The sequence below is a fragment of the Enterobacter nematophilus genome, from assembly GCF_026344075.1.
Taxonomy (GTDB): Bacteria; Pseudomonadota; Gammaproteobacteria; order Enterobacterales; family Enterobacteriaceae; genus Enterobacter; species Enterobacter nematophilus.
In genome coordinates this window covers 39,517-54,732 of the sequence record NZ_JAPKNE010000011.1, presented here as the reverse complement: position 1 = coordinate 54,732, position 15,216 = coordinate 39,517, and the positions used below count along the sequence as shown (strand labels likewise).

The following is a 15,216-nucleotide window of genomic DNA, read 5'->3' as shown; positions in this document are numbered from 1 at the left end:
CCTTTTATGTTTTATCCGTTCAGCGGGTGCGTCTTTTTCCAGTGCAGCAACGCGTCGCGCGTGACCCGTTTGCCGTAAAACGTTTTGATGCGGCGTCCTTTTTCTTCACCGCGATGCCAGAGAGAGCGGGCCATGTGATGCGGGAAAATCTCTTCGCGTAACAGGCGGAACATGTCCCGCGCGTGGCCAAAGGGAGCGATAAAGTCGCGAAACCACAGGCGATCGCCGCTGCACCAGTCTTTCTCCGGCAGAAAAATTGCGGCTTCGTTGAGGTAGCGGCGTTCAGCCTCTTCGTTCATCCACGCCCAGCTCAGAAAAAAGATCGGGCGACCTTCTTTTTCTACCAGTACGTACTGCTGGCGTTTGATGATGGGCAGAAGAACCACAGGCAGCACGTGCAGCGGCGCATCCCGGTGGTTGAAAGAATGCATCCAGAGCCAGACCGATGCGCCCAGCGCTTCTGCTTCGTTAAGGGTTTCACCCAGCATGAACGGACAGTGGACCGTGAACTCGCCATATCGCATCGTCAGAGATCCATATTCAGGTTGAAGCCGAAGGTGGCCGGGCTGGTTTTGAAGCCCTCGGGGCGAGAAAATGGCACGCCTGCAAACAGGTCGAAGCCGACTTTCCAGAGCGTGCCGCGTAGCCCGGCTGCGCCGCCGGCCAGATGATTTCCCGCCAGGTATTCCGTTCCGTTACCCGCAACTTCGCCGTAGTCGGCTGCCAGATAAAACTCGGTGCCCGGGAGAGGGGTTTGCCAGGAGAGATCGTTTCGCACCAGCCAGCCACGATCGGCATTCAGGGTGCGTTCGCCATCAAAGCCGCGCACTGTCCAGCGTCCGCCAATAGAGAATTGATCCTGCGAGGTCAGTGGAGTGGTGCTGGTCTGGCGCTGCCAGGCTATGTCGTAGCGGAAACGCTGGTCGATCAGCTCAAACGGCAGGCTCAGACGGGCATCCGTGCGAAGAATGCGCGTCAGCGCCGTGGCCTCATCGAAAACTTCTTCAGGCGCAGGCTGCGCGCCAAACCAGCGAGTACCGCGCTGATAGCTTATTCCCGCATCCAGCGTTGCCGGGCCGAAATAGTGACGGTGCGAAAGCCCTGCTTTCCAGGAGGAAACGTGGCGGCGTTGAACCTCAATTTCGGTGTCGCTGATGTAGTTTCGCGTTGTCCGGCTCTCAACGTCCCAGGTGAATGCGGTTTTTTGCGCGCTGTTGCGGTGCAGTACCCGGCTGATCTGGGCAGCCAGGCTCTGGCTCTTCCCGCTGTAGCGGTAATCACCGCTCAGTCCGGCGACCGTCTGGTGATAGTGGTAGTCGCTGCCGGTCAGGGAAAACCCCCACCAGCCAACCGGAACGGACCAGTGAGCGCTGAGGTTTTGGTTGCCTTTCTCCGGCCCGGTTTGCAGGTCGTGGTTAATGGAAAACCAGAAGAGATCGCTCAACGCCAGCGGGTTATCCAGTGAGAGGGTCAATCCACCCTGATAGCGCCCGGTTGATGACGAACCGGCGTCGTCAAGCGACAGGCCAAGCCGCCAGAACTTGCGCTGCTGGCGGGAAATGACAATATCGCTCTCGCCGGGCTGTTCGGCAGGAACAATCTCCATTTCCACCTGCACGGTGGGCAAACGCTGGAGGTTCTCAAGCCCTTGTTCAATGTCCCGTAAATCGAGCAGATTGCCGTCATGCGCCGGGAAGGCGCCGTAGAGCCAAATCCAGGGGCTGCTCTTGTCGGTTAAGGTGACGTGACGAATTTTTCCCGGTATCACGGCCAGTTTTAGATGGCCGCTTTTTATATCCTGAGCGGGGGCCAGCACGCGTGCGGTCGTCCAGCCGTGGGAAATCAGCCGGTTCTGAAGCGTGCTCATGAGGTGGTTAATCCCTTTCGCGCCGAGGCATCTTCCCACCGCCCGATCCGCGAGGCGTTGCAGCGGAAGCCAGTGTGGCAATGCCTCCTGTCCCGCGAGCGTGACGTCGTGAATAACAAAACAGGGTGTCTCGGCTGGGAATGTCGTGGTGATGGCTTTTTCGGCGGGGGGCTGCAGGCGAACGTCCGGTGCCTGCGGCGTCAGCTGGGCTTCCAGAGCATGCTGACGCTGTTGCTGAAGGATAAATTGCTCATCTGCCGGTGCGGCGACAGCCGCCGATGAAAGGCTGAGAACAGCGCAAATGAAAAAAGCGGTTCTGCCCGTCGTAAACAGTCGAAATTCCATTTCAACACTTTCCCTTACAAATAGTCATGTTTTGTTGCGAGGGATAGTGACGAAGTAATAGTGAGTTTTCTACGCGCAGCGCCTAAATAAAATCTGAAATTTCGCGCTATGGCAGGGGCTTGAGACGTGGGGAGGCGGATTTAAAAAAGCGGGAATTTACAGGCCGGGCAAGCGTGCGCCGCCCGGCACTGTCACAGGAGACTACTCCCCTTCACCCGGGAACAGGAACGGGTTAATCGAGCTGCGGGCAAAGCCCTCTTGCTCCATCTTTGCGTCCAGAATCAGCGAGGCGAGATCGTCCGCTACCGCTTCGACCTTCGGGTCTTTTTCCTGATACAGAATCTTCAGGTAGGTTCCGCAGTCGCCGCAGCTTTCGGCTTTCACCGCCGCGTCTTCATTTTCCAGCGACCAGTAGTTGAGATCGCGGGTCTGCTCGCAGTTGCTGCACTTGATGCGCACCACGTGCCACTCGGTTTCACACAGGTTGCAGTGCAGGTAGCGCAGCCCCTGCGTGGTGCCAATCTGTACCATGCTGGAGACGGGCATGGAGCCGCAAACCGGGCAGAACTGGCGCGCTTCGCCGTATTCGGCGCGGGCTTTTCCCGGGATAAGGCTTGCCATTTGCGCCCAGTAGAGCGACAGCGCGGCCCAGATAAACGGCGCTTTATCGCTGCTGACCAGCGAGAAGTCGGACGCGAACAGCGCGCTCGCCATCTCTTCCAGCTCCTGATCGGAGGCTTTTTCCAGGTTCTCAATGACCGCCAGCGCCGTGCCGCTCATCTCCGGCTTCAGCTCGGCAATCAGCGAATGCAGCAGCTTATGCCAGTGCTTGTCGCGCGGCAGGACGTGAATGTCCAGCGGCGGTTTGCCCTGCGCGTTGGCTTCTTTGATGCGTGCGGTCAGGTCCATTTGCAGCGGGTGGTCGTACAGCACCACTTCCTGCGCGTGGGCGACCAGCGCGGCAAAACGCAGAAAATCGCCCAGCGGGTTGTTCTCTGCCAGCTCGCGCAGACGCTCTGCGCGGCGGTTGTAGAGGTTCTTGAGTCTGGGGAATAACAACGGCGGAATATACTCCGCCGTGCGTTTCTCGCTCGACCCCAGCTCATCTTGCGGGATTATGCGAATACTCATTCAGTTTTCTTTTCCGTTGTCTTTCGGACTTCACGGTACCAGCGCGGGTGATGTTTCTTCGCCCACGTGCTGGTTACCCATCCTTCCACCATCGCGGTAATGGTGCCTTTCACCCAGAGGGCGGCGTAAATATGCACCATGATAACCACAATTAACGCCACTGCGGCAAATGAATGCAGCATCAGCGCGAATCGGATCACCGGGATTGAGAAAGCAGGCGCAAAGTACGGACGCCAGATGATCACGCCGCTCACCAGCAACAGGACCAGGAAGATAATCGCCGCCCAGAATACGCATTTCTGGCCGAAGTTATAACGCCCGGTATCACCTACTTCCTCGTTGACGACGATCTTACGAATATTCTTCGCCCAAAAGATATCATCCCGATTGATTAGGTTATGGTGCCAGTAGCGGAAAAACATGATGATAAACGAGGCAAACATCACCACACCCACGAATGGGTGAAGGATGCGCGCCAGCTGCGGCGTGCCCAGCACCTGCATCAGCCAGTTGAAGGAGGGGAAGAAGAACCCCAGCCCGCTTATCGCCGCCAGCATGAAGCAGAAGGCGGTGACCCAGTGGTTGATGCGTTCCGGTGCGGTGTAGCGCACGATGGTGTCACGTTTTCTCATTTGCGCACCTCGTCTTTCTCTTCATGCAGGTTGTCGTCTTCCTCTTCCGCGCGGTTCGGACCAACGCCGACGTAGTGGAAGATGCTCGCTGCGAAGGTGGCAGCAAAACCTACCGCTGCCAGCGGTTTCCAGATGCCTTTCCAGAACTTCACGGTGGCGCTGATTTCCGGGTTCTCCGGCAGGCCGTGATACAGGTTCGGCTTGTCGGCGTGGTGCAATACGTACATGACGTGCGTACCGCCAACCCCGGCCGGATCGTACAGGCCCGCGTTGTCGTAACCGCGGGTTTTCAGCTCGCCTACGCGCTCTGCCGCCAGCGTTTTCATATCCTCTTTAGAGCCAAAGTGGATAGCGCCGGTTGGGCAGGTCTTCACGCACGCTGGCTCCTGGCCCACGTTAACGCGGTCTACGCACAGCGTACATTTGTAGACGCGGTTGTCTTCCGGGTTCATGCGCGGCACGTCGAACGGACAGCCGGCGATGCAGTAGCCGCAGCCGATGCACTGCTCGGACTGGAAGTCGACGATGCCGTTGGCATACTGAATGATAGCCCCTTCTGACGGACATGCCTTCAGGCAGCCCGGATCCGCACAGTGCATACAGCCGTCTTTGCGGATAAGCCATTCCAGCTTGTCGTTCTGCTCCACTTCCGAGAAACGCATCACCGTCCAGGACTTGGCGGTCAGGTCTGCCGGGTTGTCGTACACCCCGACGTTGTGACCCACTTCGTCACGGATGTCGTTCCACTCTGAACAGGCCACCTGACAGGCTTTACAGCCGATACAGGTGGTCACGTCGATAAGCTTCGCCACTTCCTGCTGGTGGTCCCGCGCCTGAGGCGCGGGCGTGAAACCGTTAGTCGCGGAACGACGGATAATGTCTTGAGATTGATAAGCCATAAGTCGTCTCCGTTACACCTTTTCCACGTTCACGAGGAAGGCCTTAAACTCCGGCGTCTGCGTGTTCGCATCGCCGACAAACGGCGTCAGGGTGTTCGCAATGAACCCTTTCTTCGCCACGCCCTCATAGCCCCAGTGAATCGGAATACCGATAGTATCCACCTGCTGACCGTGAACGTTCAGCGTGCGAATGCGCTTGGTCACCACCGCCTTGGCTTTGATATAGCCGCGGTTAGAGGAGACCTTCACGGTATCGCCATGGGCAATGCCGAGCTTGTTCGCCAGCTTCTCGCCGATCTCCACAAACTGTTCCGGCTGCGCGATGGCGTTAAGCAGCGCGTGCTTGGTCCAGTAGTGGAAGTGTTCGGTCAGACGATAAGTGGTGCCCACGTACGGGAACTTGTCCTTTTTACCCAGCGCTTCAAAGTCACCCTTGAAGATACGGGCTGCCGGGTTAGAGACCACGTTCGGGTGCAGCGGGTTGGTGCCCAGCGGCGTTTCAAACGGCTCGTAGTGTTCCGGGAACGGCCCTTCCGCCATCTTGTCGATAGCAAACAGGCGCCCCATCCCTTCAGGCTGCATGATAAACGGCCCGACGTCGCTGCCCGGTGCGGCGGTGCTGTAGTCCGGAATATCCACGCCGCCCCATTTCGCGCCGTCCCACTTCAGAAGCTGACGCTTCGGATCCCACGGGTTGCCCTGCGGGTCAGCGGAGGCACGGTTATAGAGGATGCGGCGGTTAAGCGGCCACGCCCATGCCCAGCCCAGCGTATTGCCAAGACCCGACGGGTCGGCGTTGTCGCGGTTGGCCATCTGGTTGCCTTTCGGCGTCCAGCTACCGGCAAAGATCCAGCAGCCGCTTGACGTGGTACCGTCATCGCGCAGGTGTGCGAAGGTGCTGAGCTGATCGCCTTTCTTCGCCAGAACCGCGCCGGTAGCCGGGTCGATAACGTCCGCCAGCGCCTTGCCGTTGCTCTCCATCGCCACTTCTTCCGGCGCAGGGTTTTCCGGCGTCGAGTAGTTCCACGTCATGTTCAGCACCGGCTCAGGGTTCGCGCCGCCTTCTGCCGCGTACATCTTACGCAGGCGTAAGAAGATACCGGCCAGGATCTCGCCGTCGTTCATGGCGATGCCCGGGGCGTCCGCGCCTTTCCAGTGCCACTGCAGCCAGCGGCCGGAGTTAACGATAGAACCGTTCTCTTCCGCGAAGCAGGTGGACGGCAGGCGGAACACTTCGGTCTGAATCTTCGACGGATCGACATCGTTCGATTCGCCGTGGTTCTGCCAGAAGGTCGAGGTCTCGGTATTGAGCGGGTCAATCGTGACCAGGAACTTCAGCTTCGACAGAGATTCAACAACCTTGTTCTTGTTCGGGAACGACGCCACCGGGTTAAAGCCCTGGCAGATATAGCCGTTGACCTGGCCCTGGTGCATCATCTCGAAGTACTGGAGAACGTCGTAACCTTTGTCCCACTTCGGCAGCCAGTCAAAGCCCCAGCTGTTTTCCGCCGTCGCTTTGTCGCCGTAGAAGGCTTTCATCAGCGAGACGAAGAACTTCGGATAGTTGCCCCAGTAGTTCACCTGGCCTTCGAGCAGCGGTTTTGGCGTGCTGGCCGTCAGGTAGGTCTGCAGGTCAGGCTGTTTCTCGCTTGGCAGGTTCATATAGCCCGTCAGGCTCTGGGACAGCAGGCCGAGGTCGGTCAGACCCTGAATGTTGGAGTGACCGCGCAGGGCGTTCACGCCGCCGCCAGCCATCCCCATGTTGCCGAGCAGCAGCTGCACCATTGCCATGGTACGGATGTTCTGCGCGCCGATGGAGTGCTGCGTCCAGCCGAGTGCATACAGGAACGACGCGGTTTTGTCCTTCGCGCTGGTCTCCGCGATCAGCTCGCAGACCTTCAGGAAGTCCGCCTTCGGCGTGCCGCAGATGTTCTCAACAACGTCTGGCGTGTAGCGGGAAACGTGCTCTTTCAGCAGGTTCCACACGCAGCGCGGGTGTTGCAGAGTGGTATCGCGCTTCGCAAAGCCTTTCTCATCCAGCTCGTAGTTCCAGCTGGTTTTGTCGTATTTGCGTTTTTCCGCGTCATAACCGCTGAACAGGCCATCTTCGAAGTGGTAGTCCTCACGCACGATCAGGCTGGCGTTGGTATAGGCTTCGGTGTACTCGCGGTTATATTTTTCGTTGGTCATCAGGTACAGCAGTACGCCTGACAGGAAAGTGATGTCAGTACCTGAACGAATAGGAGTGTAGAAATCCGCCACTGACGCAGTACGCGTAAAGCGGGGATCGATCACAATCAGTTTCGCACCGTTGTGGATTTTGGCTTCCATCGCCCAGCGGAACCCGACAGGGTGCGCTTCAGCGGCGTTACCGCCCATCACCACAATGAGGTTGGCGTTCTTGATGTCGACCCAGTGGTTGGTCATCGCACCGCGACCAAATGTTGGAGCAAGACTTGCTACCGTTGGTCCGTGTCAGACACGCGCCTGGTTGTCGACCGCGAGCATACCGAGTGCGCGCGTGAATTTCTGGGTTAAATAGCCGGTTTCGTTGCTGGAGGCAGAAGCACACAGCATCCCGGTGGAGAGCCAGCGGTTAACCGTAACGCCGTCGGCGTTCTTCTCAATAAAGTTGGCATCGCGGTCTTCTTTAATATGTTTTGCGATGCGGTCAAACGCCTCTTCCCAGCTGATTTGCTGCCATTTGTCGGAGCCAGGCGCGCGATATTCCGGGAATTTCAGACGGCTTTCGGAGTGGATAAAGTCCACCAGACCGGCCCCTTTCGGGCACAGCGCGCCGCGGTTGACCGGATGGTCCGGGTCGCCTTCGATATGGAAAATAGACGCTTTGGCGTTTTTCGCACCGTCGCCGAGGCTATACATCAACAGCCCACAGCCGACGGAGCAGTACGTACAGGTGTTACGGGTTTCGCGGGTACGCAGCAGTTTGTACTGCCGCGTTTCCGCCAGCGCTACGCCAGGCGCAAAGCCCAGTGCCGCTGCCGTGGTGCCTGCCATACCGCCAGCGCAGATCTTAAAGAACTGCCTTCTGCTGACCTGCATGGGTCACTCCTTGTTCGACATTGCTTATATATGTAGTTTTAACTTCGCGGTTGAGAATTGACCGCAAAGGAGAAAAATTTGCGTTAATCCCTCATTTCTCCGAGGGATATCATCAGAATACCACAATGTCGGTATACCTGTTCCAACGGCGTTAATACAAAGTGAACGTATTATCACTGTGTTGATTATAAAGTGTGATACTGATCACACTATTAGCTCTGCATGTTAAAGGGGTGTAGCGGGGGCCGGGTTGCACCTCTTCTTAATGAGTAGGAGAATGAGTGTCGAAAAGTTGATCCATACTATGCGTAAGGCCTGTGGTTTATGCTGCAATAGCAGGCTTACTTCCGTGGTTGTTCAGGAATACCGCTGTGTCTAAACAAAACCGTGCTACCCGCTCATCGCCACTGCCTGCGGGCATTGTGGAACTGTCGGTACGCAGACCGCCCCACATTACCCATGCCACGCCCGATTTTTTGGCTGAAGAAGTGCCCGTTGCCCTCGTTTACAATGGTATTTCGCACGTGGTGATGATGGCTTCACCCAAAGATCTCGAACTGTTCGCCATCGGTTTTTCCCTTTCGGAAGGCATCATTGCGCACCCGCAGGAGATCTACGGCATGGACGTGGTGCAGGCGTGTAACGGTCTTGAAGTGCAAATCGAACTCTCCAGCCGCCGCTTTATGGGGCTGAAAGAGCGCCGCCGCGCGCTGGCCGGGCGCACCGGCTGCGGCGTCTGTGGCGTTGAGCAGCTTAATGATATTGGCAAGCCCGTCGCGCCACTGCCGTTTACCCAGACCTTCAATCTGGCGCATCTCGACCGTGCGCTTGAGCACCTCAACGACGTTCAGCCCATCGGCCAGCTGAGCGGCTGCACGCATGCGGCGGCGTGGGTATTGCCCTCAGGAGATATTGCCGGAGGGCATGAGGACGTAGGCCGCCACGTCGCGCTGGATAAGCTGCTGGGACGCCGGGCGCGTGAAAGTGAAGTCTGGCAGCAGGGCGCTGCGCTTGTATCCAGCCGCGCCAGCTATGAGATGGTGCAGAAGTCCGCCATGTGCGGCGTGGAGATCCTGTTTGCAGTTTCAGCGGCAACCACGCTGGCGGTAGAAGTCGCGGAGCGCTGCAACCTGACGCTGGTGGGTTTCTGCAAGCCGGGCAGGGCGACGATTTATACCCATCCACAGCGGTTAATAGTTAATCAGTAATTTTGAATGATAATAGCAAATCCTTCCGCTTTTAGTTGTTCAGAATGAGGGCTAGTATTTACCTCATCAAGGCACGGTGCCTTACCTAAACAACTTAATGAAAGGGTTTATATTATGAAAAGCATCAAAACTTTTGTCGCTGTAATCGCTCTGGCTGCTTCATTTGGTTCTTTCGCTGCACAGACTGTGACCGCAACCGCGTCCACTATTGATAGCGCAGAAGCGAAAATCGCGGCTCAGGCTCAGGAAGCGGGCGCGTCCTCGTACAAAATCACCCAGGCGTTTTCCGGCAACCGCGTACACATGACCGCTGAACTGAACAAATAAGTTATGCTGCCGCTGTCCCTGCTCTTCGGAGCCGGGACAGGTTTACTTTCTGCTGTTCCTTCCCCGAATCTCCCGCATATCTTCCAGGGTATTCCTGATTAACGAAACAATAACTGTAAAAGTTTCTCCTCTTTAGTTACTTTTGTTTGAAATTAAGCAATTCCATACACATTTCAAATATAAGGTCAGACCAGCCTTCTCCATATATTTATCAAAATAATACATTGTGTTTTTTTAATGCTATCTTACCGGTTTCACATTCAATGCAAATATGATTGATCTTGAGTTTTAAGGAATTCCTCAGGCGTAAATCCTAAAAGAATTTTGAAGCATTGATCGAGTTTATCTGTGATGCTATTTTCCAAAAACAAGCTGTTTTACGTAATAACCCCAGGCCAGATATTAATTATCTGGTTTATTTTGTATTTCACTTATATAAGGAAATTAAATGAACGCGATGTTTAAAAAAGGGATGCTGGCGTCCGTGCTGGCTGTAGCAGCGTCTTCTGCAATGGCGGCATCCAGCATTGATATTCAGGTTACAGGTAAAATTGTTCCGGCCTCCTGTACGCCAGCCTTTGTTAGCGGTGGCGGGATTGCTGATTTCGGTACCATGAAAGTAGCTTCACTGAATTCGACGAAGGCAACGGCGCTGGCTGATGTGAAAATCATCCCTATTTCTATTACCTGTGAAGATGCGACCCGTATTGGCGTAACGTTTAACGATGCGCATGCTGACTCTGCGCCTACTGGGGACGTTCCTGTCGCTTTCATTGACCCGGACTTTGAAACATCAGCACGAAACACGGCGGGTTTAGGGATGTATAACGGCAAGAAAATTGGTGCCTATTCATTAGGTATTCAATCTGAAGCCGGTACGGTAACGAACGATGCGGGCGATAATCTCTACCCGATTTTCTCTAAGGACGGCGCCTCGTGGGGGAGTAAATCAGGTTTCCGCTATCTGCAAATCGCGACTGACAAGAGTGAAATTTATTCCTTCAGTGACGTTCCTTCTGGTCAACCTGTCGCACAAACTAAGGTTAACTTTAACGTTGGCGTCGCAGCACAGATCAACCCAACCAATGATTTAAATATTACGGATGAAGCCACGCTGGATGGTTTAACCAACGTTGAGCTGGTTTATCTGTAATTTGAGTTTTCACAAAATCATTTAGTCATAAGCCGCAGGTTAATATTTTCTATGCGGTAGCTATTTAATTTGAATAAGGAAATGAAATGAACGCAATGTTTAAAAAAGGGATGCTGGCATCCGTGCTGGCTGTAGCGGCGTCTTCTGCAATGGCGGCATCCAGTATTGATATTCAGGTAACGGGTAAAATTGTTCCTGCTTCCTGTACACCAGCCTTTGTTAGCGGTGGTGGTGTTGCTGATTTCGGTACGATGAAAGCGGCTGATTTGAATTCTACAGCGCAAACAAAACTGGCAGACTTGAAAGTAATCCCTATTTCGATTACCTGTGAATCCGCTACGCGTGTAGGTGTTACGTTTAATGATGCCCATGCTGACTCTGCGCCAACTGTTGATGTAACCACGAACTTCGCTGCACCAGATTTACAGCTTGATCCTCCATATACTGCCGGGCTGGGCATGTACAACAGCAAGCCAATCGGCGCCTATTCCATGGGTATTGATAAAAGAGCAGGTGCAGCGACTAACGCTGACGGTGATAACCTTTATCCTTTATTTTCATCAAACAATGGTGAAGTCTGGGGTAAAAAAGGTCTTGATTACATTCCTGTTAAAACAGACAAGAGCGAAGTATATGCATTTAGCGATGTACAGGGCGACTTAATGCCTTCTGCGCAAACTCAATTTAACTTTAATGTGGCTGTGTCTGCGATCATCAACCCAACTAACGATCTCAATATTATCGACGAAGCTACGCTGGACGGTTTAACCAACGTTGAGCTGGTTTATCTGTAATAGCATCAAATTAAACACTCCACATCCGTGGAGTGTTATTTCAATATTAATGGACTAATATTATGCTGCTTTTAAAAAGAACGCTGATTTGCGCTTGCCTCTTAGCCTCGTTTAATACGCTGGCCGCCGGAATGGTGCCAGAAACGTCGCTGCTGATTGTGAAAGAAGACGAGCAGGGTGCCAGCATGGACGTCAAAAATACGGATGCTGACGCGCAACTGCTGTATACCAAACTGGTCGACTTGCCAGATGACCCAAAACCCAGCCTGATTGTGACGCAGCCGGTGGTGCGCGTGGACGCGGGCAAAACCCAGCGTGTGCGCTTTGTGCTGAAAAACAGCGCCGAACCGCTGAAGGTGGAGCATTTAAAACGCGTTATCTTCACCGCTATTCCGCAGCGCGAAAAAAATAAAGTCAAAGTAACCTTTAGCCAGAACCTCCCCGTGATTATTCGCCCGGCAGGGCTGGCGCTCAATCTGGAGCCCTGGAAAGATCTGACCTGGCAGGTAAATAACGGTAGCGTGATTGTCGAGAATAAAACGCCTTACGTTGTGCGCATGGAGCAAAAAGCAAAATTATTGCCATCAGGTTCCCTTGCTCAGTTCCCTAAACCCTATATATTGCCCGGCGAGAAAATAACGCTCAGCATTAGAGGGAAAATAGCGCCTTCAGATAAGAAAATTGAAATATTACCGGCAACGCGTTATGGCTACAAAGCGCAGAGTTATGTTGCCGAGCTGAAATAATAGCAAAAATATAACAACACATGGAGTAGTTATGTTAACGGTTTCCTGTAAAAAGGGAATGCTGGCGTTTTGCCTTTCGGCGCTGGCTTTTAGCATTCGTGCGGAAATAAACCCTACCGCAAACGAGCCGATGGAACTGGCGAGAGCGATATTCGATGCAGACGCATTAAAAAACCAGGGCCTTGACCCTGCGATTGCTGAATACTACTCCATGGCACCGCGTTTTACGCCCGGCTACCATAACGTAACCGTGAATATTAACGGGAATAAGCGAACGCTGATGCCGGTGAAGTTTGATGAGGAAGGTACGCCCTGTATTGATGACGAGTTTCTGGAAAATGCGGGTCTGATTAAAAAAACCAGACGCGGTGATTGCCCAAAAATTCATCAATACTGGTCCGGCTCGACGATTCAGTCTTCCCCGGATATCGAAGAGATATCGGTCGTGGTTCCACCGGAAGCGCTGGATCCTGATTTCGGACGCCAGTTCGCGGAAGTTCAGGGTGGCCGTGCGGCAATGCTGAATTATTCCATGTTCGGCACCCATAACCAGTATGACGATGAAAACGCCGACCGTTTCCAGTCCACCTTCGAAATGGGCTTTAACGCCGGGGACTGGATTGTGCGCAGCACGCAGTTCATCAGCGACGGCAGCGATCAGAGCTTTGATGTCGATTCCTCTTATACCTACGCCCAGCGCACCTTTGCCGATTATGGCGTGATGGTGCAGGGCGGCCAGATTAACGTGGCCAGCAGTCGCTTCAGTATTCCGTCTATCTATGGGGTACAGATGATGCCGGATAACGCCCTCCAGCCGCAGGGCGGTACGGGCGTGGAAGTAAGCGGTATCGCCCGCAACCCTCAGGCGCGTGTGGATATCCGCCAGGGCGGACAGTTGATTTACTCGACGCTGGTCCCTGCCGGGCCGTTTAACCTGGATGACGTACCGCTGGCTAACCTCAACACCGACCTGAACGTAACGGTGACCGAGACAGACGGCAGCGAAAACCGTTTTACCGTGTCGGCGAGTACTTTCCGCAGCAATCACGTGGGCCGTGCACCGGGCTTTACCATGGCGGTAGGCCGTGTTGAAGACGACATGGGTTCGCGCTTCGAAAAGCCGTGGGTGGTGTCTGCCAATAACGGCTGGTCCATCAACAAGCGCGTAAATTTCCTCGCCGGAATGGTGATGGCGGATAACCACTATTACGGTTTCTCCGGCAACCTGGATACCGTCCCGGTGCAGAACCTGTATGCCTCACTCGGTTTTCTGGCGTCGATAGATAACCAGTCGCAAACGGACGGCAACAAAACGACGCTCGACCTGGGGTATTCTCTGCCATGGGGGATCGGCATTTCGATGGGCGGCAGCTACGGCACGCCGGATTACCGCGAGATGACGGAGCTGTACGGTGACGACGACGATATATCGCAAACCAAATATGACACCAGCGTGGGTATCAACTGGTCTAACAGCACGCTCGGCCGTTTCTCTCTCAGCTACTACCGCAATGAGAGCTGGAACAGCGAATACGACAGCCGCCGCTTTATTACGTCATGGTCACAGACCTTTAAATACTTCAACGTGAGCGTGAACTGGGAGTCTGACGTCAGCCGTCACGACGACAGCGATAACGACATGCTCTATGTGAACGTGTCGATCCCACTGGGACGTACGGGCGTAAATACCAGCTCCTGGTATCGTGAGAGTGAAGGGAATAGTTCCTGGGGCACGCGCGCAATGGGATCGCTCAACGATACGAACCAGTATATGGTTGGCGTCTCTCAGGATCATGATCGGAACACCACCAGTTGGGATACTTCGCTGAACAGCAATCTGCGTTACACCAACCTGGCGCTGGCGGCGGGTGGCGATAACGACAGCAACACGAACTATTCTGCGGCCCTGAGCGGCGGGATTGTGGCACACGGCGATGGTGTGACCTTCTCGCCTTACCGCGTGGCGGATACGTATGCCATCGCCAAACTGGATAAACCGGTAGCAGGCATTGAGATTGGTACCGCGCGTGGCCCGGTATGGACGGACAAATGGGGCCAGGCCGTAATCCCTTCTCTGTCACCGTTCCGCGAAAGCACTATTGAGGTCAACACGGAAAGTCTGCCGGGCAATCTCGATGTGCGAAACGGCAGGACAGCGATCAAGGCTTCTCACGGAGCCGTAGCGAAGTGGGAGTTTGCGACGTTAAGCCAGCGCCGCGTGCTGCTGGCTATCAGCCGCCCGGACGGTACGCCGCTACCGGAAGGTGTCTCCATTGTGGACGAAGCGGGTGAGTACGTCACGACGGCACCAGAAGATGGCGTGATCTTCCTTAACGATATCTCCGCCAGCCAGCAGCTCTACGCGAAGCTCGATAAGGGGCGTTGTAAGCTGACGTATACCCTACCAGAAACGGAGCCGAATAAATTCTATGAAGAGGTGACAGGGAAATGTCTCTAAATAACGTTCAGAAGTACGCGCTGACGATTGCGTTACTCTGCGGGGTGTCAGGGATGCCGACGCTAGCGCACGCCGATGATGGTCAGTGTGAAATGATGTCTGCGGTAAAGACGGTCGACTATGGTCGCTACCGTAAAGAGGATATGCAAAAGGGATCGGCCGAGCATGTCGGCAAAGTCTATAACGGCTATGGCTCGGTCACGCGGGAGTTCCAGGTCTCGGTACTGTGTCCGGATACGCGCAAAATGCGCGTATCTATCAGCGGGGCAGCCCGGCAGAATCTGGCGTATCGGTTTACGGAGAGCGGTGCGATGAAGATCGCGTTTAAGGATGGGCGGGTAGACGGCAACGCGGTGCAGCTGGCCGCGGTCGACATCGGGGCGGTTGCCGTTCAGGGTGGGGCATCCCAGGTGACGCTGCCGCCCGAGAAAGCGCTGGCGGCTGTTAACGGCACGGAAGTGGCGGGCCAGCAGTTCACCGCGACCATGATGGTCACGACCTATCTTTCAGAAAAAGCGTTCAGCGTGACCAATGCCACGGACTTTACCGAGACGCTGACGCTAAACGCTGACACCCTTCCTGCGCAATAAACC

Annotated in this window: 13 protein-coding genes; 7 read left to right on the top strand and 6 right to left on the bottom strand. The window is 54.8% G+C overall.

Going from position 1 to position 15,216, the window contains the following annotated elements:
* Positions 1 to 11: 11 nt before the first annotated feature.
* The 6 genes from OSH03_RS20300 to fdnG form a co-directional block, all read right to left on the bottom strand.
* Positions 12 to 524: a toxin-activating lysine-acyltransferase gene (locus OSH03_RS20300; protein WP_266179932.1), complete on the bottom strand. Its 513-nt coding sequence runs from the start codon at positions 522 to 524 to the stop codon at positions 12 to 14.
* A 2-nt stretch (positions 525 to 526) separates the two neighbouring features.
* A complete protein-coding gene (locus OSH03_RS20295) occupies positions 527 to 2,212 on the bottom strand; it encodes a ShlB/FhaC/HecB family hemolysin secretion/activation protein (protein ID WP_266179931.1) in 1,686 nt (561 codons plus the stop codon).
* A gap of 201 nt (positions 2,213 to 2,413) precedes the next feature.
* Positions 2,414 to 3,343, bottom strand: a complete 930-nt coding sequence (gene fdhE, locus OSH03_RS20290) for a formate dehydrogenase accessory protein FdhE (protein WP_061096528.1) — start codon at positions 3,341 to 3,343, stop codon at positions 2,414 to 2,416.
* On the bottom strand, positions 3,340 to 3,975 hold the full coding sequence (fdoI, locus tag OSH03_RS20285) for a formate dehydrogenase cytochrome b556 subunit (protein WP_266179930.1): 636 nt from the start codon (positions 3,973 to 3,975) through the stop codon (positions 3,340 to 3,342). Before fdoI ends, fdhE begins: the two co-directional genes overlap by 4 nt.
* The gene (gene fdxH, locus OSH03_RS20280) at positions 3,972 to 4,874 is read right to left on the bottom strand and encodes a formate dehydrogenase subunit beta (protein WP_003861960.1); all 903 of its coding nucleotides are present in this window, start codon (positions 4,872 to 4,874) and stop codon (positions 3,972 to 3,974) included. Before fdxH ends, fdoI begins: the two co-directional genes overlap by 4 nt.
* 12 nt (positions 4,875 to 4,886) lie before the next feature.
* A complete protein-coding gene (gene fdnG, locus OSH03_RS20275) occupies positions 4,887 to 7,937 on the bottom strand; it encodes a formate dehydrogenase-N subunit alpha (RefSeq protein ID WP_266179929.1) in 3,051 nt (1,016 codons plus the stop codon).
* Between the two features lie 371 nt (positions 7,938 to 8,308).
* On the opposite strand from fdnG, the gene fdhD reads away from it, so the two are divergent.
* The 7 genes from fdhD to OSH03_RS20240 all read left to right on the top strand — a co-directional run bounded on the left by fdhD (position 8,309) and on the right by OSH03_RS20240 (position 15,213).
* Positions 8,309 to 9,145: a formate dehydrogenase accessory sulfurtransferase FdhD gene (gene fdhD, locus OSH03_RS20270; protein ID WP_266179928.1), complete on the top strand. Its 837-nt coding sequence runs from the start codon at positions 8,309 to 8,311 to the stop codon at positions 9,143 to 9,145.
* Positions 9,146 to 9,259: 114 nt separating this feature from the next.
* Positions 9,260 to 9,472: a YdgH/BhsA/McbA family protein gene (locus tag OSH03_RS20265; RefSeq protein WP_266179926.1), complete on the top strand. Its 213-nt coding sequence runs from the start codon at positions 9,260 to 9,262 to the stop codon at positions 9,470 to 9,472.
* Between the two features lie 448 nt (positions 9,473 to 9,920).
* A complete protein-coding gene (locus OSH03_RS20260; protein ID WP_266179925.1) occupies positions 9,921 to 10,625 on the top strand; it encodes a DUF1120 domain-containing protein in 705 nt (234 codons plus the stop codon).
* Positions 10,626 to 10,711: 86 nt separating this feature from the next.
* Positions 10,712 to 11,419, top strand: coding sequence for a DUF1120 domain-containing protein (locus tag OSH03_RS20255; RefSeq protein ID WP_151412538.1), 708 nt, complete (start codon positions 10,712 to 10,714; stop codon positions 11,417 to 11,419).
* A gap of 62 nt (positions 11,420 to 11,481) precedes the next feature.
* Positions 11,482 to 12,165 (top strand): fimbria/pilus chaperone family protein, encoded by a 684-nt coding sequence (locus OSH03_RS20250; RefSeq protein WP_151412537.1) that lies wholly within the window; start codon positions 11,482 to 11,484, stop codon positions 12,163 to 12,165.
* Positions 12,166 to 12,196: 31 nt separating this feature from the next.
* Positions 12,197 to 14,623: a fimbrial biogenesis usher protein gene (locus OSH03_RS20245; protein WP_151412536.1), complete on the top strand. Its 2,427-nt coding sequence runs from the start codon at positions 12,197 to 12,199 to the stop codon at positions 14,621 to 14,623.
* On the top strand, positions 14,614 to 15,213 hold the full coding sequence (locus OSH03_RS20240; protein WP_266179924.1) for a DUF1120 domain-containing protein: 600 nt from the start codon (positions 14,614 to 14,616) through the stop codon (positions 15,211 to 15,213). The genes OSH03_RS20245 and OSH03_RS20240 overlap by 10 nt, the downstream gene beginning before the upstream one ends.
* Positions 15,214 to 15,216: the final 3 nt, after the last annotated feature.